This is a genomic window from Arthrobacter sp. OAP107 (assembly GCF_040546765.1).
Lineage (GTDB): Bacteria > Actinomycetota > Actinomycetes > Actinomycetales > Micrococcaceae > Arthrobacter.
In genome coordinates this window covers 1,197,802-1,217,035 of sequence record NZ_JBEPOK010000001.1, presented here as the reverse complement: position 1 = coordinate 1,217,035, position 19,234 = coordinate 1,197,802, and the positions used below count along the sequence as shown (strand labels likewise).

Sequence of the window (19,234 nt, the reverse complement as noted above, 5' to 3'; positions counted from 1 at the left end):
GTACAACGTAGAAGTGTCCAAAGAGCCAAAATTGACCATATCTTTTGGACGCACACCGGTCAGTAGTGCCAAACCCTCCAAATACCGAACTATAGATGTGCATAATGGGCTTCATGTGTGCATTTAACGTCGAGGGGCCCCGGAATTCGGAAGTGCAGGCGAGTACCGGGCGCAGCCGCATTGGGTGAGCAGGTGCTGGTCCACGACACGGACCGATTCTTCCGCCGGCTGCAGCCCCGCGTCCAGGTAGCGCTCTGCCAACTCCCGGTAACCCTTATTCTTGCTGCGTTGGCGATCGCGGCGCCGGCGGTGTGGCCCACGCTGATCGAGAGTCCGGTCTTTATCGCGGCCATCGTCATGATGGTTGCCACGTTTCTCGGGTGCTTTCTGGTTCCCTGGGAACGGCTGCCGCCCAACGCCTACCTGGTAATTCCGATCCTCGACATGGTGGTCATCGGGCTGGCACGCAACGGCGCGGTTCCAGCGGTGGCCGGACTCGGAGTTCTGGCGATTTTCCCGGTGATCTGGCTTTCCAGCTCCGACAACTATCCGCGCACCACCATATTCCTGAGCTTTTTCGGTACCGTCCTCATCGGCATTCCCACGCTGGTGCAAAAGTTTCCCAAGATTTCACCTTCGGACATTGCCACGGCAATTTTGCTGCCGCTTATGATGTTGGCCGTCTCGGTGGCCATTCGGTTCGCCAGCGCCAATGTGCGCCTGCAGCGCCAGCGACTGGAAAAGAAGGACGCCGAACTCCGCGAACTGCTTGTGGAGAGCAAGGACCGCGAACGGCTGCTGAAGACCATCCTGGACACTACCGACGTCGGGATTGTGGCCGTGGACGCCGACGGCCAGAAGGTGCTGGTCAACGACCAGCAGAAAACCTTCAGGCAGGCCGCGGCGCCCGCCGGCATGGAGCAGCCGCTGGAAGCGGAGCAGCTCATGTTCGGCCGGGACCGGGTGACCCCGCTGCCGCTCGACAAGCGTCCCATCCGCCGGGCCATTGCCGGCGAGACTTTCGCCGACTATCTGGTGTGGCTGGGCGAGGGATCAACGCAAAGGGCCGTCTCCACCGCTGCGCGGATTATTAAGAACGACGACGGCGGGTTCAGTGGGGCGGTCATCGTCTATACCGATGTCACGGGCTTGGTCGAGGCACTCTCCGCCAAGGAAGAGCTGATTTCCAACGTCTCCCACGAGTTCCGCAGTCCCCTGATGTCAGTCCTGGGCAATGTGGACCTGGTGCTGGATGAAGCGGACGGTCTGTCCCCCGACTCCGTGCACCGGCTGGAAGTGGTGCAGCGCAATGCCGAGCGGCTGCTGTCCCTCGTCTCCGAGCTTCTGGTCTCGGCATCTGCCGTCTTGGCCGTGCATCCCCGCCGGACCGACCTCGCGGGCCTGATCGAGAACAGCATCGGCTCGGTACAGGCCCAGGCGGACGCGAGCCACGTCTCCCTCACCACCGACGTGCCGGCGCCCTTATGGGCGCACGCCGACCCACTCCGCATCGGCCAGGCTCTGGACAATCTGGTGTCCAATGCCATCAAATACTCTCCCGACGGCGGCAAAGTCACCGTGAGTGCGCGGCGCAGTGACTCGTGGGTTCAGCTGAAGGTCCAGGACACGGGCATGGGCATCAGCGAAGAGGAAACATCGCGCATCTTTACCCGCTTCTTCCGCACCCAGGCCGCACGCCAGGCGGCCATTCCAGGCGTAGGGCTGGGCCTGTCCATCACCAAGACCATCGTGGAGCGGCACGGCGGTGCCATCTCCTGCGACAGCAAGCCCGGCGCGGGCACCACATTCACCCTCACGCTGCCGGCCGAAGGGACGCCCGAGTCCTGACCCGGTTTGGGGGGCGCCCGGTTTTCCACATAACCCGGTTTTCCACATAACCCGGTTTTCCACATAGACGCTAGGCAGCGTGGTTCTTGTTCCAGGCCGGTGGCAAGCTGTGGGTATGGATAAGAGTGCGGCAGCTGCGGAGGCGTTGGACGCTGTTAGTGCCTCTGCCGCAGAGCTGGCTGCCGAGCTCCGCAGAGCCAGCGATCCAGGCCTGACGGGCGCGAATCCACTGCAGGAGGAGCCGGACCCACTGCAGGAGCAGGCGGATACGTTCCTGGGTGGTCTGGCCAAAGTGGCCGGGATGGAAGCCAGGATTGCCGCCGCGAAGGTGCATCTGGCGGCCGGGTCGGCAGCCACCGATGCCGCGATGGCGCCGCCGGCTGAGAGCCCGTCGGATCGTATTGTCCGGCAGATGTCACTGACTGCTGAGGTGGCCTGTGCGCTGACAGTGAGTGAGGGGTCGGCGGCCCGGTTTCTGGATGAATCGGCCAGGCTCAGTACGGACCTGCCGTTGACGCTGACCGCGCTCGGGGCAGGAACCCTCTCATGGCAGCACGGGCGGATCATGTGCGACGAAACCGACGGGCTAGGGCCGGAAGCGGCGGCGGCGTTTGAGGCGCATTTCCTGGACCCGGACGCGCCGGGGTATGCGCGGGGTTGCCCGGCCGGGGAGCTGGCGCCGGCGCGGTTCCGGGCGAAGGCGCGGTATTGGCGGGAACGGCATCATCCGGTCAGCATCGAAAAACGCCACCACAAGTGTGTGAAGGACCGGCGGCTGGAGTATGCCCCGGACCGGGACGGCATGGCCTGGCTCTCGGCGTATCTGCCCGCGGACCAGGCCGCCGGGATCTGGAACCGCACCACCACCGCCGCCCGCGCCATGCAGGGACCAACCGAAACCCGCACCCTGACCCAGCTCCGGGTCGATGCTGCCGCCGCATGGCTGCTCGGCCCAGCACTGCCGGTGGACGGTTCCGCTGAAGACCCGGCCACTGCATTCATTCCCACAAGTCTCGTGCCGACAGATTCCGTCGCCGCCGGGTCATCGCCCGCAAACTTACTTCCCACAGCTCTCCTGCCCGCCGACTTTGCCCGGGCCATTGATGTGGCAGCCGGCGGCGCCACCCAGCCCGGCGGTGTGCCGTCCCCGGGATTGCATCCCAGCGGGGTGCCGTCCTCGGGATTGCCGCGCGGTGGTGTGCCGTCACCGGCGGCGCTGGTTCTGGTCACCGTGCCGGTGTTTTCGCTGCTCGGCCTGTCCGGGGAACCGGCCACACTCGACGGGCACGGTCCGATCCCGCCGTCCATGGCCCGCCGGCTGGTCGCCGAGGGCGCAACCTCATTCCTCCGGGTCCTCACCGACCCGCGCGACGGTGCACCACTGGAGATCGGCCGCACCAGCTACCGGCTGACCAAACCGATGCGCCAATGGCTGCGGCTCCGCGACGCCAAATGCACGTTCCCGAACTGCAACAACCACTCCCTGGACAACGACGCCGACCACATCCTCGCCTGGGCAGACGGCGGCGGCACCGGCGTCGCCAACCTCGGCCAACCCTGCCCGAAACACCACAGGTTGAAACACTCCACAGCGTGGCAACCGGTCGGTGCCACCCGCGACACCCCACCGGGCTGGATCTCACCGTCGGGCCGGTCCTACCCGGCCGAGCACCAGGACTGGGAACCACCCACCTGGCCGGAACCACCGCCCGGCCAAAACTTGCCGGAATGGCCAACCGGCCACGCTTGGCCGGAGCCACAGTCGGGGCAAGTCATGTCGGAACCGCAGGCCTGGCTCGCACCCGAAGAATGGCTGGAACCGCTCGACTCATCCGTGGCGCCGGACTGGACCGACAATCCCGCAGGCTTCCCCGACCACCCCACAGACTTCGAGGGCGTCACCACTCCCAACGGCGTCATCGACGCCGGAAGCTTCGACGACGCAGACAACTGCGACAGCTACGACGGTCCCGACACCCTCAACGGCCCGGAGTTACGTCTGCCAGCGGATCCTTTGCCCGACTGGGCATCATCCCCGGCAGTGCAGGCTGGAGGGCCAATCCGGTGACCCGCTAGTCCAGCGGCAGTGTCACCGTCACGCAGGTTCCCTCCGAGGCCGATGAAAGAACGGTCACACCGCCCCCTGCGGCGTCTACAGCCAGTCGCATGAGCTGAAGCCCCATACCCGTGTGCCTCCCGTGGCTGACAGTCAGGGCGTCAAAGCCGACGCCGTCATCGGATACCTGGAGTTGAACCCCATGGCTGGCCCCGGTCTTACACACGCAGCACAGTCTGACAGTCACGGCTGATGCTTCGGCAAACTTGTGTATGTTGCTCAGCAGCTCCTGGGCGGCTCTGTACAGGAGCAATGCGGAATCTCTGTTCACCTCCATTCCGTGGTGAGGCGTTTCCATACGGACTGCGACGCCCCTTTCACGGAGCGGAAGAGTCAGCCGGTTAATTGCACCGGCCACACCAAGCACGTAGAAATCGACCTGGTGTAGATCAGTGAGAACACCATGGACCGCGACAACACCGTCGCTTTGCATTGATTCCATGCATCCACGGTGCGCCCGCATGCTTGGCATTTTCCTATTGTTTTTGGGACGACCCCCCATTTGGAGGGTGCCCCGCGGGGGCGCACCATATAGCTCTACGCCAAGGTGTAGCCGGACCCGCGGACCGTCTTAAGCCAGCGTGGTTTCCTCGCGTCGTCCCCCAGCTTCCGGCGCAGGTTGCCGATGTGGGTTTCGATGATCCGGCCGGGGTCCCGCGAGCCCGCCGCGCTGCCATCCGGGCCTTCGTCGCGCTGTATGAGGCCCAGAAGCCCGACGAGTTCCGTCTTGGTTACCACGCCGGTGCCGCGCTGCAGCAGGATGTGCAGCAGGTCGAACTCGGTGCGGGTCAGCTGCAGGGTGCAGCCTCCGATGGTGGCAGCCCGCGCCGCGTAGTCCAGCTCCAGCCCCTTGTGCTCGTAGCTGTTCACATAACCCCGCAGCCTCGGGGACATGAGGAGCGGCTCCCGCGGCGTCACGATCGGCGGGACGGTCAGCTGCCGGGGCCGGCGCAGCATACCGTCCACTCGTGCCCGGAGCTCCCGTGGCCGGATGGGCTTGACCATGTAGTCGTCAGCCCCGGCATCGAACCCCCTCAAGGTGGCCCGAAGGCCGCTCCGTGCGGTGATGATCAGGATGTACGTGTGGCTGAACTCGCGGATGCGGCGCAGCACGTCGTAGCCGTCCGTGTCCGGAAGCGCCAGGTCCAGCGTGACAGTGTCCGGCTGCTTGGCGCGCACCAGCGCCACCCCGGATTCACCGGTGGCAGCACAGTGCACCTCGAACCCGGCCTCCCCGAGCGTGGCCTGCAACACTGACCGGACTTCCTCATCCCTGTCGATGACGACAACGACGCGACGATCATTCATCCCTTACCCCCTGTAAGGACCGCATGATTAAAGACTGCGTCTCAGCCTACTCGCTGTATGCCTGGAAATGAGGCACGACCCTCACACCCGCGACACCAGGTCGCAAGGCAGCAGAGGAGCCGGGCGGCCAATTACTCCCGGAGCGCCCGGGTGAGCTCAGCCCTGGCGAGCAGTTCGCCGTCGGAGGGGTAGGCCACTTCCTCGAACACCAGGGGGTGCGGCGCAGCCAGGACGGAACGCGCGTCCCGTTTCCGTGCCAGCAGGCGCTCGTGCAGCCACTCCGGACGCTCCTGCCCCTCCCCCACGTACAGTGCCGACCCCACCAGGGCGCGCACCATGTTATGGCAGAAGGCGTCGGCCTGGACGGTGGCGACGATAACGCCGTCCTGCCCGCGGGAGAACTCGAACCGCTGCAGCTCACGTACAGTCGTGGAGCCTTCGCGCGGCTTGCAGAAGCTCAGGAAGTTGTGCAGGCCCAGCAGCTTCGCCGAGCCCTCATTCAGCAGGTCCACGTCCAGGGGCGTCTTGTGCCAGAGGGTGTCGTACCTGCTGAGGGGATCCCACTTGTCCGGACCGTCCCCGATCCGGTAACTGTAACGGCGCCACAGGGCGGAGAAGCGGGCGTCAAAGCCTTCAGGGGCCAAGGCGGCGTGGTGCACCACGATAGCGCCGGTCTGGTCCCCCAGCCCGCGGCTGAGCGTGCCCCGCAAGCGCCGGAGAAGTGCGACGGCGGGATCGACGGCCGCGCCACGGTTCAGTCCCAGCCACTCGGCTTCCGTGAGGTCGAGGTGGACCACCTGGCCGCGGGCATGCACGCCGGCGTCAGTACGCCCGGCCACCGTGACGCGTATGGGCCGGCGGAGTAAGAGCTCGAGCGCATCCTCCAGAACTCCCTGAACGGTACGCAAACCTGGCTGCACTGCCCACCCGCTAAACGGGCCGCCGTCGTACGCCAGATCGAGCCGGATACGCAAAAACCCGCCGCCCCCCAGATCGGGAGCAGCGGGTTTTTGGTGGGTCATAGACTCAAGTCTATGCGAAGGATTTAGCGAATTACTTCGCGTCCTTGGCCTCGTCGGCAGCAGCTTCGTCAGCGGCAGCTTCCTCGGCCGGAGCCTCTTCAGCAGCAGCCTCTTCAGCCGGAGCTTCCTCAGCGGCCGGAGCCTCTTCGGTTGCAGCTTCGGTCTCGACGACCTCTGCCTCCGGAGCTTCCTCTGCAGCCGGAGCAGCAGCGGCAGCGGCCTGGGTAGCCTCGGCTACAACGGCCTGCTTGGCGGAAACCGGATCGAGAACCAGCTCGATGACAGCCATGGGAGCGTTGTCGCCCTTACGGTTGCCGATCTTGGTGATGCGGGTGTAGCCGCCGTTGCGGTTCTCCACAGCCTGGGCGATGTCGGTGAACAGCTCGTGGACGACGCCCTTGTTGCTGATCAGGCCGAGAACGCGGCGGCGGGAAGCGAGGTCGCCGCGCTTGGCGAAGGTGACCAGGCGCTCTGCGTACGGCTTCAGGCGCTTGGCCTTGGTGACCGTGGTGGTGATCCGCTTGTGCTCGAACAGTGCGGAAGCCAGGTTCGCGAGCATGAGACGCTCGTGAGCCGGGCCGCCACCGAGGCGCGGGCCCTTAGTGGGGGTAGGCATAATTGTTTCTCCTCATATGGAAGCCGGGAGGCTGCGCACAACGTGGTGCGGGCCAGCCCCTCGGCCAAGATCTGCTTGTTAGAGCTCGTCGTCGCTGAACGCGGCGTCGTCCTCTTCGATGGCTGCGGCGCGGGCTGCCAGGTCGAAACCGGGAGGGGAGTCCTTCAGGGACAGACCCAGTTCAACCAGCTTTGCCTTGACCTCATCGATGGACTTCGCACCAAAGTTGCGGATGTCCATCAGGTCAGCCTCGGAGCGGGCAACGAGTTCACCCACGGTGTGGATGCCCTCACGCTTGAGGCAGTTGTAGGAACGGACGGTGAGGTCCAGATCCTCGATCGGCAGAGCCATGTCTGCTGCCAGGGCAGCATCCGTCGGCGACGGGCCAATCTCGATACCCTCAGCTGCGGTGTTCAGCTCGCGGGCCAGACCGAACAGTTCCACCAGGGTCGTGCCAGCGGAAGCAACGGCATCGCGCGGGGCGATGGCCTGCTTGGTCTCGACGTCGACAATGAGCTTGTCGAAGTCGGTGCGCTGCTCAACACGGGTGGCTTCCACGCGGAAAGTAACCTTCAGCACCGGCGAGTAGATGGAGTCAACCGGAATGCGGCCGATCTCTGCGTCGCCGGACTTGTTCTGAGCTGCCGAAACGTAGCCGCGGCCGCGCTCGATGGTCAGTTCGAGTTCGAACTTGCCCTTCGAGTTCAGCGTGGCAATGTGCAGATCCGGGTTGTGGAACTCGACGCCGGCCGGCGGAGCGATGTCCGCAGCGGTGACGACTCCGGGGCCCTGCTTGCGCAGGTAAGCAACAACCGGCTCGTCGTGCTCGGAAGACACGGAGAGGTTCTTGATGTTGAGGATGATCTCGGTGACATCTTCCTTGACACCCGGAACCGTCGTGAACTCGTGCAGCACGCCATCGATCCGGATGCTGGTTACAGCGGCACCGGGGATGGAGGAGAGCAGGGTACGGCGGAGGGAGTTTCCGAGGGTGTAACCGAAGCCCGGCTCCAGCGGTTCAATGATGAACCGGGAGCGGTTTTCGGAGACGACCTCTTCGGAGAGGGTGGGGCGCTGTGCAATGAGCACTTAGGTTTCCTTTCGGCGAGCATCCGCTATATGACGCAACACAGGTGGTGGAAAATCGGTCTGAGGACTTAACGCGCTGGGCTTGCCCGGACCCGAAACGGGTCCGGGCAAGCTCCGGTGCACGGAAAGTACTTAGACGCGGCGGCGCTTCGGCGGACGGCAGCCGTTGTGCGCGGCGGGGGTGACGTCCTGGATGGAGCCAACCTCGAGGCCGGCAGCCTGCAGCGAACGGATTGCGGTTTCGCGTCCGGAACCCGGTCCCTTGACGAACACGTCAACCTTCTTCAGGCCGTGCTCCTGTGCACGCTTGGCGGCGGCTTCGGCAGCCATCTGCGCAGCGAACGGGGTGGACTTACGCGAGCCCTTGAATCCAACCTCACCGGCGGAAGCCCAGGAGATTACAGCACCGGTCGGGTCCGTGATGGACACGATGGTGTTGTTGAACGTGCTCTTGATGTGCGCCTGGCCAAGCGCGATATTCTTCTTGTCCTTCTTACGCGGCTTGCGAACCGCGCCACGAGTCTTCGGGGGCATTTCTTCTCCTACAGAAAGTTATTTGGGGGAAGGCCGTGCTGATCCCACATTTGCCGTCAGGCAAATGCGGTTTAGCGGGCCTTCTTCTTGCCGGCGACGGTACGCTTCGGGCCCTTGCGGGTACGAGCGTTGGTCTTCGTACGCTGACCGCGTACGGGCAGGCCCTTGCGGTGACGCAGGCCTTCGTAGCTGCCGATTTCAACCTTGCGGCGGATATCTGCTGCCACTTCGCGGCGAAGGTCACCCTCAACCTTGTAGTTGCCTTCAATGTAGTCACGCAGCTCTACCAGCTGCGCGTCCGTCAGGTCCTTGACCCGAACGTCAGCGCTGATGCCGGTGGCAGCCAGGGTTTCGTGTGCACGGGTCTTGCCCACGCCGTAGATGTAAGTAAGCGCAATTTCCAGCCGCTTTTCGCGGGGAATGTCTACGCCAGCGAGACGAGCCATAGTGGCAGTACTCCTTGAATAAACCGGAGGTCGTAGGCAGTACACCCGCACTTTCAGTGCGGCCCCAGCCTCCGACCGGGGGTTAGCTGTCCGGGCCCATACGTCCCAGTTCAGCTTGTGCTGCCTTTATTTACTTGCGTGGGTTAGCAACCCAGGGATTCCCTGACGGGAATTAGCCCTGGCGCTGCTTGTGGCGCGGGTTCTCGCAGATCACCATGACCCGGCCGTTACGGCGGATCACTTTGCACTTTTCGCAGATCTGCTTGACGCTCGGCTTGACCTTCATGGCGTTCCTTTGCGTGATAGCAGTTGGGCCGATGGAGCGGCCTTAGGCAATTGCCTTGGCCGCCCAACGTTTACTTGTAGCGGTAGACGATACGACCACGTGTCAGGTCGTAAGGGCTCAGCTCCACCACTACGCGGTCCTCAGGAAGAATCCTGATGTAGTGCTGGCGCATCTTTCCAGAGATGTGTGCCAGGACGACGTGCTTGTTGGTGAGCTCAACGCGAAACATCGCATTGGGCAGCGCCTCAGTCACTACGCCCTCGATCTCAATGACCCCGTCCTTCTTGGCCATATCCTCCGCTAACTGTTGTTTGCCACAGACCTCCGGCTGGCGCCGGACATGACTGCGGACGTTTTTTGATTTGATTGACCGTCGCCCTCCGGCCCGCAAATGGGCGTGCCAGGGCAGACAACCAACATGCAACTCTACGGCATGAGGACCGGAAAGTTAAATCCAGCCATGTTAGCGCACATTGCCCGGGTATGCACCAAATTCTCCCGCGGGAGTTGCCACCGACTCGGCGCTGCTCACGCCGTCCAGGATGGCCAGGCGTACGACGTCGGCTGCCGCGCTCTGCAGGGTGATGAGACTTATCTGCCGGGCAGCTTCCGTGCTCCTGTCCAGCTCCTGGCCTCCGGTGGCAAGGCAGAACACGGTGTCCCCGTCGGCCAGCGTGTGGCTCGGATTCAGCGCCCGGGCCAGTCCCGCATGGGCAGCCGAGGCGGTGCGCTTGCACTCGGCCGCATCCAGTACCGCATTCGTGGCTACGACGACGAGCGTTGTGTTCAGGGGCGGCTGATTGAGCGTGGGGCCACGACCGCCGGGTTCCCTAACCGAGCTTGCGAGGTTAGGGGGCGGGTGGGGAGCTTCACCAGATGATTCTGGAACCAGCGGTAGGCCGAGCGCATTGACCACCGCTATCGCACCTACAACGACCGGTCCGGCTGCGGAGATGTTCTCCAGGGTGACCGACGCTGTGCCCACTCCACCCTTGTACTTACCCCGCCCGATGACGGCTCCGGTGCCGGCACCCACGTTGCCGCGTTCGACGTCGTGCCCTTCCGTCTGCGCGCCGGCGGCCACTGCCGCCGCGTAGCCCATCTCTGCGTCCGGGCGGGCGTGAAAGTCGCCGCCGCGGCCGAGGTCGAAGATGGCGGCAGCCGGAACGATGGGCACCACACCTCCCGTCACTGCGAAGCCGCGGCCCTGCTCCTCGCACCAGCGCTGGACACCGTGCGCGGTCACCAGTCCATAGGCACTGCCGCCGGTGAGCACCACCGCGTCCACGGTGCGCACCAGGGTAGTGGGATCGAGCGCGTCCGTCTCGTGGGTTCCGGGGCCTCCCCCGCGGACGTCCACCGAACCGGCTGTCCCCGCAGGGGGCAGCACCACCGTCACCCCGCTCAGCCACCCGCCGTCGGACTTCTGCTGGTGGCCCACACGCACGCCCGGCACATCGGTAATCTTTCCCTGCCCGGCCGTTTTGCTGGCTCCGTCGCTCGCTCCCATGGCTCCCATTCTGCCCTGCGGGCTGACACGGCGACGCAGATAAGTTCCCTTGACGCAGAAAATCCCTGGCGCTACTGGAATTCCAGTAGCGCCAGGGATTTTGCGCGTCGCCCGGCAAAAAGCGGGTGGCCCGGCAACGAGCGGGCCGCCCGGCTAAATGCGTGTCCTCAGGGAATCGGGACCGGCACCACGCCCAGGGGTGCGAGCCGGGCTGCGCCGCCGTCGGGCGCTGACAGAACCCAGATGCCCTTCTCGTGGACAGCGACGGAGTGCTCCCACTGACAGGATCGCTTGCCGTCGGTGGTGACCACGGTCCAGTCGTCCTCCAGCACGGCCGTCTCGATGCCGCCGCGGACCAGCATCGGTTCGATGGCCAGGCACAGCCCGGGACGGATCTTCGGGCCGCGGTGGCTGGTGCGGTAGTTCAGCACGTCGGGGGCCATGTGCATCTCGGAGCCGATGCCGTGGCCCACATAGTCCTCGAGGATGCCCAGGGGCTTGCCCGGCACTGAGGAGACATAATCGTCAATCGCCGCGCCGATGTCGCCGACGAACTTGCCCTTGGCCAGCCCGGCGATACCGTGCCACATGGCCGTCTCAGTGACGTCCGAGAGGCGCTGGTCCTCAGGATCCGGCGTTCCCACGATGACGGTCCGGGCCGAATCGGAGTGCCAGCCGTTGACGATGCAGCCGCCGTCGATCGAGATGATGTCCCCGTCCTGCAGCACCTTGTCGCCCGGGATGCCGTGGACCACTTCCTCGTTGACGGACGTGCAGATGGTGGCGGGGAAGCCGTGGTAGCCCAGGAAGTTGGACTTGGCGCCCGCCTCCAGCAGCACCGCAGCGAAGACCTCGTCCAGCTGCCGGGTGGTGACGCCCGGCGCTGCCGCGGCCACGGCCGCGTCAAGGGCGCGGCTCAGGACGAGCCCGGCCTCGTGCATGGTGCGCATCTGGGCGTTGGTCTTGTATTCAATCCGTGGCTGGCCGAATGCCATCAGCGGTGTTTCCTCTCAATGTGCCCCTGCCTGGCAGGTTTCCGGATATGGAGCCGAACGGCAGGGGCTAAAAGCCGGAGGCCCCTCCCCATGGTCCGGGAGGAGCCTCACAGCGTTGGAACTAATTTCAGGCGGCCTGCGCCTCTTTGATGGCCTGCATGACGCGGTCGGTGACCTCGTCGATCTGGCCGATGCCGTCGACCTGGGTCAGGATGCCACGCTCGGCATACTTGGCCACAACTGCCTCGGTCTGCTCGTGGTAGAGGTCCAGGCGGTGACGGATGACGGCTTCGTTGTCGTCACTGCGTCCGGTTTCCTTCGCGCGGCCGAGCAGGCGGGAGACGAGCTCCTCGTCGTCCGCGGTGAGCTGCAGGACGACGTCCAGCTTCTGGTCGCCGACGGCCAGGATCTGGTCCAGGTAGTCAACCTGGGCGGTGGTGCGGGGGTAGCCGTCCAACAGGAAGCCGTCCTCGACGTCGGCTTCGCTGAGACGGTCGCGGACCATCTTGTTGGTCACGCTGTCCGGCACGAAGTCGCCGTTGTCCATGTACTTCTTGGCCTCAACGCCGAGCGGCGTCTCGCCCTTGACGTTGGCGCGGAAGATGTCGCCGGTGGAGATCGCAACAACGCCGAGGCGTTCCGAGATGCGTTCCGCCTGCGTGCCCTTGCCCGAACCCGGTGGTCCGATAATCAACATTCTGGTCATCGCAATAGCCCTTCGTAGTGACGCTGCTGTAGCTGCGCGTCAATTTGCTTGACGGTTTCCAGGCCAACGCCCACCATGATCAGGATCGAGGTGCCACCGAACGGGAAGTTCTGGTTTGCGTTGATCAGCACGAGCGCCACCAGCGGGATCAGTGCCACGAAGCCAAGGTAGAAGGCTCCGGGCAGCGTGATGCGCGACAGGACGTACTGCAGGTAATCCGCGGTCGGCTTGCCGGCACGGATACCCGGGATGAAGCCGCCGTATTTCTTCATGTTGTCGCTGACCTCTTCAGGGTTGAAGGTGATCGCGACATAGAAGTAGGTAAAGAACACAATCATGGCGAAGTAAAGTGCCATGTAAATGGGGTGGTCACCGCGAGTCAGGTTGTTGTTGATCCACTCAACCCACGGCTGGATCGACTCCCCCGCCTTCGGCTGGTTGAACTGCGAGATCAACGCCGGCAGGTAGAGCATCGAGGAAGCGAAGATGACGGGAATGACACCGGCCATGTTCACCTTGATGGGAATGTACGTGCTGGTTCCGCCCACAGTGCGGCGGCCGATCATCCTCTTGGCGTACTGCACCGGGATGCGGCGCTGGGACTGCTCCACGAAGACCACCAGGGCAACCGTAAGCAGGCCGATGACGATGACGATGAAGAACGTGCCCGGACCCTGCGCGGACCAGATGGCACCCAGCGACGTCGGGAAGCCGGCAGCGATGGCCGTGAAGATCAGCAGCGACATGCCGTTGCCGACGCCCTTTTCGGTCACGAGCTCACCCATCCACATGATGAGGCCGGTGCCGGCCGTCAGCGTGATGATGATGAGGATTGTGGTGATGACGCCCTGGTCCGGGATGATCGGCAGGTTACAACCGGGCAGCAGCTGGCCGGAACGCGCCAGCGACACCAGCGTCGTGGCGTTCAGCAGGCCAAGGGCGATGGTCAGGTACCGCGTGTACTGCGTCAGCTTGGACTGCCCGGAGGCGCCCTCTTCGTACAGCTGCTGGAACCGCGGGATGACCACACGCAGCAGCTGCACAATGATGCTCGCCGTGATGTACGGCATGATGCCCAGGGCGAAGATGGAGACCTGCAGCAGTGCACCGCCGCTGAAAAGATTGACGAGCTGGTAGATCCCGCCCTGGGTCTGACCGTTCGACAAGCATTGCTGGACATTCTGGTAGCTCACACCGGGCGAGGGGATAAAGGCTCCCAAGCGGAAGATTGTGATGATTCCCAGCGTGAACAACAACTTGCGTCGCAGATCAGGCGTTCGAAACGCCCGGCCGAATGCGCTTAGCAAGCGTCCTCCTCAGTAATTAATAGGTCACGTGATGCAGGTCGATAAACCCAACAACCGAGTCTAACCGGTGTTTGCGGCATGCGAACAATCCGGAAGACCCAATGGGTATGAAAAAACTCCCGGCACGGGGGCCTCGGCCCCCGTGCCGGGAGTTTGTGCAGCGGGCAATTGCCCACCGGCTCCGGGACGGAATCCCTTAGAGCGCGGTGGTGCTGCCGCCGGCTGCAGCGATCTTTTCAGACGCACTGGCTGAGAAGGCGTGGGCGGTGACGTCAACCTTGACGGTGATGTCGCCGGTGCCAAGCACCTTCACGGGCTGGTTCTTGCGAACAGCACCCTTTGCAACCAGGTCCTCCACGGTGACAGCGCCACCTTCCGGGAACAGCTCGTTGAGCTTCTCCAGGTTTACAACCTGGAACTCAACCCGGAACGGGTTCTTGAAGCCGCGAAGCTTCGGAAGGCGCATGTGCAGCGGCAGCTGGCCGCCGGCAAAGCCAGCCTTCACCTGGTAGCGGGCCTTCGTACCCTTGGTACCGCGACCGGCGGTCTTACCCTTGGAGCCTTCACCACGACCAACACGGGTCTTGGCGGTCTTGGCACCCGGGGCGGGACGCAGGTGGTGAACCTTCAGAGCGCTCTGCTTTTCAGCAGCTGCGGTCTCGGCCGTGTTCTTCTCTGCCATTACTTCGCCTCCTCAACATTCACGAGGTGCGGAACCGTGTTGAGCATTCCAACGGTCACGGCATCGGCGGTGCGGACAACGGTGTGTCCGATCCGCTTCAGGCCGAGGGACCGCAGGGTGTCGCGCTGGTTCTGCTTGGCGCCAATGACGCCCTTGATCTGGGTGATCTCCAACTTGGCGTCGGAGGGAGTCAGGTTCTTTGCCATGACTTAGACACCTGCCTTCTGGTTCATCAGAGCCTTCACCAGTGCCGGCGGAGCGATCTCGTCGAGCGGCAGGCCACGGCGTGCTGCCACGGCTGCCGGCTCTTCGAGGCGCTTCAGGGCATCAACGGTCGCGTGAACGATGTTGATGGCGTTGGAGGAACCGAGGGACTTGGAGAGGATGTCGTGGATACCCACGCACTCCAGTACCGCACGGACCGGACCACCGGCGATAACACCGGTACCGGCGGAAGCCGGACGCAGCATTACGACACCAGCGGCGGCTTCACCCTGAACGCGGTGAGGGATCGAGTTGCCAACGCGGGGAACGCGGAAGAAGGACTTCTTGGCCTCTTCAACGCCCTTGGCGATAGCAGCGGGAACTTCCTTGGCCTTGCCGTAACCGACGCCGACCAGGCCGTTACCGTCACCAACGACGACGAGTGCGGTGAAGCTGAAGCGACGACCACCCTTGACGACCTTGGATACGCGGTTGATGGTTACAACGCGCTCGATGAACTGGTTCTTCTCGGCTTCACGTCCGCCGTCGCGGCCGCCACGGCCACCACGGTCACCACGGCCCTGGCCACGGTCGCCACGCTCGCCGCGACGGGCGCCACCACGGCGGTCCTCGGTAGCGGGGGCAGTGGTCTCAGCAGCTGCGGCTTCGGTAGCCTTCTCTTCTGCAGACACAGTGTCCTTTTCCTTGTTTGCTTCGGTCACAGTGACAGCCCACCTTCGCGTGCACCGTCAGCGACGGCGGCAATCCGGCCGTGGTACTTGTTACCACCACGGTCGAAGACAACAGCTTCGACGCCGGCAGCCTTGGCACGCTCGGCGACGAGCTCGCCAACGCGCTTGGCCTTGGCAGTCTTGTCACCGTCGAATGCACGAAGGTCAGCTTCCAGAGTGGACGCGCTCGCTACGGTCTGACCAATGGTGTCGTCGACAACCTGGACAAATACGTGGCGTGCGGAGCGGTTGACGACCAGGCGAGGACGTACAGCCGTTCCGGAGATGCGCTTGCGGATACGAAGCTGGCGGCGGCTGCGCGAAGCAGACTTGCTCTTGTTCGTACGCTTCTTGTTAATGGCGATGGCCATGGTTACTTACCAGCCTTTCCGACCTTGCGGCGGATGACTTCGCCCGCGTAGCGGATGCCCTTGCCCTTGTACGGGTCAGGCTTGCGCAGCTTGCGAATGTTGGCAGCAACCTCGCCGACCTGCTGCTTGTTGATGCCTGAGACAGAGAGCTTGGTCGGTCCCTCTACTGCAAAGGTGATGCCGGCCGGAGCCGAAACGCTGACCGGGTGGCTGTAGCCGAGAGCGAACTCAAGGTCAGAACCCTTGGCCTGAACACGGTAACCGGTACCGACGATTTCGAGCTTCTTCTCGTAGCCTGCGGTGACGCCCTGGATCATGTTGGCGATCAGGGTGCGGGTCAGGCCGTGGAGCGAGCGGGAGGCGCGCTCGTCGTTCGGGCGGGTGACGGTCAGGGTGCTGTCTTCCAGCGCAACCTCGATCGGGCTGGCCACAGTGTGGCTCAGCTCGCCCTTGGAACCCTTGACGCTGACGACAGAGCCGTCAACCTTGACCTCAACGCCGGCAGGAACGGTGATGGGGAGACGTCCAATACGTGACATTATTCTCTTCCTTTCCCGTTACCAGACGTAAGCGAGGACTTCGCCGCCCACGCCCTTCTTGCCGGCCTGCTTGTCAGTCAGGAGGCCGGAAGAGGTGGACAGAATTGCGATACCCAGGCCACCCAGCACGTGCGGCAGGTTGGTGGACTTCGCGTAAACGCGGAGACCCGGCTTGGAGATGCGGCGGACACCCGCGATTGAACGCTCGCGGTTCGGACCGAACTTGAGCTCGAGGGTCAGCTTCTTGCCGACTTCAGCGTCCTCTTCCTTCCAGCCGGCGATGAAACCTTCGGCCTTGAGGATGTCAGCAACGCGAGCCTTGAGCTTGCTGTAAGGCATAGACACGGAGTCGTGGTATGCCGAGTTTGCGTTACGCAGGCGCGTAAGCATATCTGCGACAGGATCTGTCATAGTCATTTGGGCACTTGCCCTTCCTCGTAACGGTTTCCGCCGTTCTGTCCCTGGGGGATCAGAGCGGCCGGACCTTTTACGTAGTTAATTAAGCTTCGGTTTTGAACGGGAAACCAAGCGCCTTGAGCAGCGCGCGGCCTTCGTCGTCGGTCTTGGCGGTGGTCACAACCGTGATGTCCATACCGCGGGTGCGGTCGATGGAGTCCTGGTCGATCTCGTGGAACATAACCTGCTCGGTCAGACCGAAGGTGTAGTTGCCGTTGCCGTCAAACTGCTTGCCGCTGAGGCCGCGGAAGTCGCGGATACGGGGCAGGGCCAGCGTGACCAGACGATCCACGAATTCCCACATGCGGTCGCCACGCAGGGTGGCGTGTGCACCAATGGGCATGCCTTCGCGCAGCTTGAACTGTGCGATCGACTTGCGGGCCTTGGTGACCTGCGGCTTCTGGCCCGTGATCAGGGTGAGGTCGCGGACAGCGCCGTCGATCAGCTTGGAGTCCTTGGCGGCATCTCCAACACCCATGTTCACTACAACCTTGACCAGACGGGGAACCTGGTTCACGTTCTCGTACTTGAATTCCTCAAGAAGCGAGCTCTTGATGGAATCGGCGTACTTGGTCTTCAGACGAGGAACGATCTTCGTTGCCGGAGTCTCGAGAGTCTCAGTCATTAGATGTCCTTCCCGGAGCTCTTGGCCACGCGGATGCGGACGGTCTTCTTGACGCCGTCCTTCTCTACGGTGTCGAGGCGGAAACCAACGCGGGTCGGCTTCTTGGTGGACGGGTCAACCAGAGCCACGTTGGAAACGTGGATCGGAGCCTCGACAACCTCGATGCCGCCGGTCTTGGTGCCGCGCTGCGACTGTCCGACCTTGGTGTGCTTGGTTACGCGGTTGATACCTTCAACCAGCACGCGGTTGGTGTCCGGGAACACGCGCAGGACCTTGCCCTGCTTGCCACGGTCGCCGCCGCGCTCAGCCTTGGCGCCAGTGATGACCTGTACCAGGTCACCCTTCTTGATCTTAGCCATGGACTAGAGCACCTCCGGAGCCAGAGAAACGATCTTCATGAACTTCTTGTCACGGAGTTCACGACCAACCGGTCCGAAGATACGGGTACCGCGGGGGTCACCGTCGTTCTTCAGGATGACGGCTGCGTTCTCGTCAAACTTGATGTAGGAACCATCCGCACGGCGGCGTTCCTTCTTGGTACGGACGATGACAGCCTTGACGACGTCGCCCTTCTTTACGTTGCCGCCCGGAATTGCATCCTTGACGGTTGCGACGATTACGTCGCCAATGCCTGCGTAGCGACGGCCAGATCCACCGAGAACGCGAATGGTAAGGATTTCCTTAGCACCCGTGTTGTCGGCAACCTTGAGTCGCGACTCCTGCTGAATCACTATTTACTCCTTGCGTCGCGCCGGTTCTCAGACCGAATAACTTGCTACGGAATGAGCCTTGCGGAACGGTTGATCGGGGTGTCTCTTGACCTGACTGGATTTTGCCAGACCAGGCCTAAACGCCCGTGCCACAAACAGTTGCTTCCCAAGCCCATGAAGGCGCAAGGGGGCACTATGCCGTGGCACGATTGTTTACGAGGTTTGCTGCAGGCGCACAACAGGCGCCATACAAACTCAAAATCTTAGCACAGTTTGGCCCAGCCTCCATATCACCTCCCGCCGCTCCCCCGCAACGTACGACGGCGTCACGCCGGGGCGGCCTTTTGGCCCGCCTGCCGCAGCGCTCCCCCGCAAAGCCGGCCCGCCGCCGTCGTACGCGTTCCAAAAAACCTGTGCGTCGTGACGACAGATCCGCGCTTAACGCGGAAACCCCCGCTCCCAAGGGGAACGGGGGTTTCCATGCAGCCAGGCTGCAGATGTTACTTAGCCTTCTCGAGGATCTCCACGAGCCGCCAGTTCTTGGTGGCGGACAGCGGGCGGGTCTCGGCGATGACAACCAGGTCGCCGATGCCGGCGGTGTTCTGCTCGTCGTGTGCCTTGACCTTGGAGGTGCGGCGGATGACCTTGCCGTACAGGGCGTGCTTCACGCGGTCTTCAACCTGAACAACGATGGTCTTGTCCATCTTGTCAGAGACCACGTAGCCGCGACGCGTCTTACGGTAACCGCGCTGCTCAGCCGTAGCTGCCGTAGCAGTTTCCGTCACGTTCTCGTCCTTTTCACTCACTTGGCGTCCTCCTCGGTCTCAGCCTCGGCCGGCTTTTCAGCCTTCTTAGCTGCAGACTTCTTGGACTTCTTTTCTTCCTTGGCTTCCACAACCGGTGCGGCAACCTCGGCACGAATGCCCAGCTCGCGCTCACGGAGAACGGTGTAGATGCGTGCGATGTCCTTCTTTACCGCGCGCAGACGACCGTGGTTCTCCAGCTGTCCGGTGGCGGACTGGAAACGCAGGTTGAACAGCTCTTCCTTGGACTTGCGGAGTTCTTCAACGAGACGCTCGTTGTCGAAACCGTCCAGCTGTGCGGGTGCGAGATCCTTCGACCCTACTGCCATT

General features: G+C 63.4%; 26 protein-coding genes. 2 read left to right on the top strand and 24 right to left on the bottom strand.

Features of this window, described 5'->3' with window-relative positions; genetic code table 11:
* The first annotated feature begins 180 nt into the window (after window positions 1-180).
* Window positions 181-1,848 carry a sensor histidine kinase gene (locus ABIE00_RS05710; RefSeq protein ID WP_354257823.1) on the top strand — a complete coding sequence of 556 codons (1,668 nt, stop codon included), beginning with the start codon at window positions 181-183 and terminating at the stop codon, window positions 1,846-1,848.
* A 115-nt stretch (window positions 1,849-1,963) separates the two neighbouring features.
* Entirely contained in the window at window positions 1,964-3,916 is a 1,953-nt protein-coding gene (locus tag ABIE00_RS05705) for an HNH endonuclease signature motif containing protein (RefSeq protein WP_354257820.1), read from the top strand.
* Between the two features lie 4 nt (window positions 3,917-3,920).
* Here the strand turns inward: ABIE00_RS05705 and ABIE00_RS05700 are convergent, their stop codons facing one another.
* The 24 genes from ABIE00_RS05700 to rpmC form a co-directional block, all read right to left on the bottom strand.
* On the bottom strand, window positions 3,921-4,406 hold the full coding sequence (locus ABIE00_RS05700) for a sensor histidine kinase (protein ID WP_354257817.1): 486 nt from the start codon (window positions 4,404-4,406) through the stop codon (window positions 3,921-3,923).
* 95 nt (window positions 4,407-4,501) lie between these two features.
* Window positions 4,502-5,272: a response regulator transcription factor gene (locus tag ABIE00_RS05695; RefSeq protein WP_354257814.1), complete on the bottom strand. Its 771-nt coding sequence runs from the start codon at window positions 5,270-5,272 to the stop codon at window positions 4,502-4,504.
* A 131-nt stretch (window positions 5,273-5,403) separates the two neighbouring features.
* Window positions 5,404-6,294, bottom strand: coding sequence for a tRNA pseudouridine(38-40) synthase TruA (gene truA / locus ABIE00_RS05690; protein ID WP_354257811.1), 891 nt, complete (start codon window positions 6,292-6,294; stop codon window positions 5,404-5,406).
* 31 nt (window positions 6,295-6,325) lie between these two features.
* Window positions 6,326-6,910 (bottom strand): 50S ribosomal protein L17, encoded by a 585-nt coding sequence (rplQ, locus tag ABIE00_RS05685; RefSeq protein WP_354257808.1) that lies wholly within the window; start codon window positions 6,908-6,910, stop codon window positions 6,326-6,328.
* A 78-nt stretch (window positions 6,911-6,988) separates the two neighbouring features.
* A complete protein-coding gene (locus ABIE00_RS05680) occupies window positions 6,989-7,999 on the bottom strand; it encodes a DNA-directed RNA polymerase subunit alpha (protein ID WP_003803733.1) in 1,011 nt (336 codons plus the stop codon).
* Window positions 8,000-8,131: 132 nt separating this feature from the next.
* Window positions 8,132-8,533: a 30S ribosomal protein S11 gene (rpsK, locus tag ABIE00_RS05675; RefSeq protein WP_003803734.1), complete on the bottom strand. Its 402-nt coding sequence runs from the start codon at window positions 8,531-8,533 to the stop codon at window positions 8,132-8,134.
* 71 nt (window positions 8,534-8,604) lie between these two features.
* Complete coding sequence (gene rpsM / locus ABIE00_RS05670) at window positions 8,605-8,979, bottom strand: 30S ribosomal protein S13 (RefSeq protein ID WP_003803743.1); 375 nt, start codon at window positions 8,977-8,979, stop codon at window positions 8,605-8,607.
* A 172-nt stretch (window positions 8,980-9,151) separates the two neighbouring features.
* Entirely contained in the window at window positions 9,152-9,265 is a 114-nt protein-coding gene (gene rpmJ, locus ABIE00_RS05665; RefSeq protein ID WP_009358722.1) for a 50S ribosomal protein L36, read from the bottom strand.
* Between the two features lie 70 nt (window positions 9,266-9,335).
* The gene (infA, locus tag ABIE00_RS05660; protein WP_011775571.1) at window positions 9,336-9,557 is read right to left on the bottom strand and encodes a translation initiation factor IF-1; all 222 of its coding nucleotides are present in this window, start codon (window positions 9,555-9,557) and stop codon (window positions 9,336-9,338) included.
* A 171-nt stretch (window positions 9,558-9,728) separates the two neighbouring features.
* Window positions 9,729-10,775, bottom strand: a complete 1,047-nt coding sequence (locus ABIE00_RS05655) for a P1 family peptidase (RefSeq protein ID WP_354257802.1) — start codon at window positions 10,773-10,775, stop codon at window positions 9,729-9,731.
* A gap of 167 nt (window positions 10,776-10,942) precedes the next feature.
* On the bottom strand, window positions 10,943-11,770 hold the full coding sequence (gene map / locus ABIE00_RS05650; RefSeq protein ID WP_354257799.1) for a type I methionyl aminopeptidase: 828 nt from the start codon (window positions 11,768-11,770) through the stop codon (window positions 10,943-10,945).
* Window positions 11,771-11,897: 127 nt separating this feature from the next.
* Window positions 11,898-12,467 carry an adenylate kinase gene (locus ABIE00_RS05645; protein ID WP_354263278.1) on the bottom strand — a complete coding sequence of 190 codons (570 nt, stop codon included), beginning with the start codon at window positions 12,465-12,467 and terminating at the stop codon, window positions 11,898-11,900.
* 5 nt (window positions 12,468-12,472) lie between these two features.
* On the bottom strand, window positions 12,473-13,783 hold the full coding sequence (gene secY / locus ABIE00_RS05640) for a preprotein translocase subunit SecY (RefSeq protein WP_354257796.1): 1,311 nt from the start codon (window positions 13,781-13,783) through the stop codon (window positions 12,473-12,475).
* Between the two features lie 196 nt (window positions 13,784-13,979).
* Window positions 13,980-14,465, bottom strand: coding sequence for a 50S ribosomal protein L15 (gene rplO / locus ABIE00_RS05635; protein WP_354257793.1), 486 nt, complete (start codon window positions 14,463-14,465; stop codon window positions 13,980-13,982).
* Window positions 14,465-14,671, bottom strand: a complete 207-nt coding sequence (gene rpmD, locus ABIE00_RS05630; protein ID WP_003803757.1) for a 50S ribosomal protein L30 — start codon at window positions 14,669-14,671, stop codon at window positions 14,465-14,467. The genes rplO and rpmD overlap by 1 nt, the downstream gene beginning before the upstream one ends.
* A 3-nt stretch (window positions 14,672-14,674) precedes the next feature.
* On the bottom strand, window positions 14,675-15,391 hold the full coding sequence (gene rpsE / locus ABIE00_RS05625) for a 30S ribosomal protein S5 (RefSeq protein WP_306924872.1): 717 nt from the start codon (window positions 15,389-15,391) through the stop codon (window positions 14,675-14,677).
* Window positions 15,388-15,771, bottom strand: coding sequence for a 50S ribosomal protein L18 (rplR, locus tag ABIE00_RS05620; RefSeq protein WP_003803763.1), 384 nt, complete (start codon window positions 15,769-15,771; stop codon window positions 15,388-15,390). The genes rpsE and rplR overlap by 4 nt, the downstream gene beginning before the upstream one ends.
* A 2-nt stretch (window positions 15,772-15,773) precedes the next feature.
* A complete protein-coding gene (gene rplF / locus ABIE00_RS05615; RefSeq protein ID WP_003803764.1) occupies window positions 15,774-16,310 on the bottom strand; it encodes a 50S ribosomal protein L6 in 537 nt (178 codons plus the stop codon).
* 18 nt (window positions 16,311-16,328) lie between these two features.
* Window positions 16,329-16,727, bottom strand: a complete 399-nt coding sequence (rpsH, locus tag ABIE00_RS05610; protein WP_018769139.1) for a 30S ribosomal protein S8 — start codon at window positions 16,725-16,727, stop codon at window positions 16,329-16,331.
* A gap of 82 nt (window positions 16,728-16,809) precedes the next feature.
* Window positions 16,810-17,391 (bottom strand): 50S ribosomal protein L5, encoded by a 582-nt coding sequence (gene rplE, locus ABIE00_RS05605; RefSeq protein WP_331572343.1) that lies wholly within the window; start codon window positions 17,389-17,391, stop codon window positions 16,810-16,812.
* Window positions 17,391-17,750, bottom strand: a complete 360-nt coding sequence (rplX, locus tag ABIE00_RS05600) for a 50S ribosomal protein L24 (RefSeq protein WP_003803770.1) — start codon at window positions 17,748-17,750, stop codon at window positions 17,391-17,393. Before rplX ends, rplE begins: the two co-directional genes overlap by 1 nt.
* Window positions 17,751-17,753: 3 nt before the next feature.
* Window positions 17,754-18,122: a 50S ribosomal protein L14 gene (rplN, locus tag ABIE00_RS05595; protein WP_003803789.1), complete on the bottom strand. Its 369-nt coding sequence runs from the start codon at window positions 18,120-18,122 to the stop codon at window positions 17,754-17,756.
* A 479-nt stretch (window positions 18,123-18,601) separates the two neighbouring features.
* Window positions 18,602-18,907, bottom strand: a complete 306-nt coding sequence (rpsQ, locus tag ABIE00_RS05590) for a 30S ribosomal protein S17 (protein ID WP_076801234.1) — start codon at window positions 18,905-18,907, stop codon at window positions 18,602-18,604.
* Window positions 18,904-19,233, bottom strand: coding sequence for a 50S ribosomal protein L29 (gene rpmC / locus ABIE00_RS05585; RefSeq protein ID WP_003803792.1), 330 nt, complete (start codon window positions 19,231-19,233; stop codon window positions 18,904-18,906). The genes rpsQ and rpmC overlap by 4 nt, the downstream gene beginning before the upstream one ends.
* Between the last annotated feature and the right edge of the window lies 1 nt (window position 19,234).

Bases quoted from the DNA above. Each gene is read 5' to 3' on its own strand.
- map (WP_354257799.1), bottom strand. From the start codon at position 11,770: ATGGCATTCGGCCAGCCACGGATTGAATACAAGACCAACGCCCAGATG.
- rpmJ (WP_009358722.1), bottom strand. From the start codon at position 9,265: ATGAAGGTCAAGCCGAGCGTCAAGCAGATCTGCGAAAAGTGCAAAGTG.
- rpmC (WP_003803792.1), bottom strand. From the start codon at position 19,233: ATGGCAGTAGGGTCGAAGGATCTCGCACCCGCACAGCTGGACGGTTTC.
- rplR (WP_003803763.1), bottom strand. From the start codon at position 15,771: ATGGCCATCGCCATTAACAAGAAGCGTACGAACAAGAGCAAGTCTGCT.
- ABIE00_RS05655 (WP_354257802.1), bottom strand. From the start codon at position 10,775: ATGGGAGCGAGCGACGGAGCCAGCAAAACGGCCGGGCAGGGAAAGATT.
- rpsK (WP_003803734.1), bottom strand. From the start codon at position 8,533: ATGCCCCCGAAGACTCGTGGCGCGGTTCGCAAGCCGCGTAAGAAGGAC.
- rplE (WP_331572343.1), bottom strand. From the start codon at position 17,391: ATGACTGAGACTCTCGAGACTCCGGCAACGAAGATCGTTCCTCGTCTG.
- ABIE00_RS05705 (WP_354257820.1), top strand. From the start codon at position 1,964: ATGGATAAGAGTGCGGCAGCTGCGGAGGCGTTGGACGCTGTTAGTGCC.
- rpmD (WP_003803757.1), bottom strand. From the start codon at position 14,671: ATGGCAAAGAACCTGACTCCCTCCGACGCCAAGTTGGAGATCACCCAG.
- rplX (WP_003803770.1), bottom strand. From the start codon at position 17,750: ATGGCTAAGATCAAGAAGGGTGACCTGGTACAGGTCATCACTGGCGCC.
- truA (WP_354257811.1), bottom strand. From the start codon at position 6,294: ATGACCCACCAAAAACCCGCTGCTCCCGATCTGGGGGGCGGCGGGTTT.
- ABIE00_RS05700 (WP_354257817.1), bottom strand. From the start codon at position 4,406: ATGGAATCAATGCAAAGCGACGGTGTTGTCGCGGTCCATGGTGTTCTC.
- rpsM (WP_003803743.1), bottom strand. From the start codon at position 8,979: ATGGCTCGTCTCGCTGGCGTAGACATTCCCCGCGAAAAGCGGCTGGAA.
- rpsH (WP_018769139.1), bottom strand. From the start codon at position 16,727: ATGACTATGACAGATCCTGTCGCAGATATGCTTACGCGCCTGCGTAAC.
- rplF (WP_003803764.1), bottom strand. From the start codon at position 16,310: ATGTCACGTATTGGACGTCTCCCCATCACCGTTCCTGCCGGCGTTGAG.
- rplQ (WP_354257808.1), bottom strand. From the start codon at position 6,910: ATGCCTACCCCCACTAAGGGCCCGCGCCTCGGTGGCGGCCCGGCTCAC.
- infA (WP_011775571.1), bottom strand. From the start codon at position 9,557: ATGGCCAAGAAGGACGGGGTCATTGAGATCGAGGGCGTAGTGACTGAG.
- ABIE00_RS05695 (WP_354257814.1), bottom strand. From the start codon at position 5,272: ATGAATGATCGTCGCGTCGTTGTCGTCATCGACAGGGATGAGGAAGTC.
- rplO (WP_354257793.1), bottom strand. From the start codon at position 14,465: ATGGCAGAGAAGAACACGGCCGAGACCGCAGCTGCTGAAAAGCAGAGC.
- ABIE00_RS05645 (WP_354263278.1), bottom strand. From the start codon at position 12,467: ATGTTGATTATCGGACCACCGGGTTCGGGCAAGGGCACGCAGGCGGAA.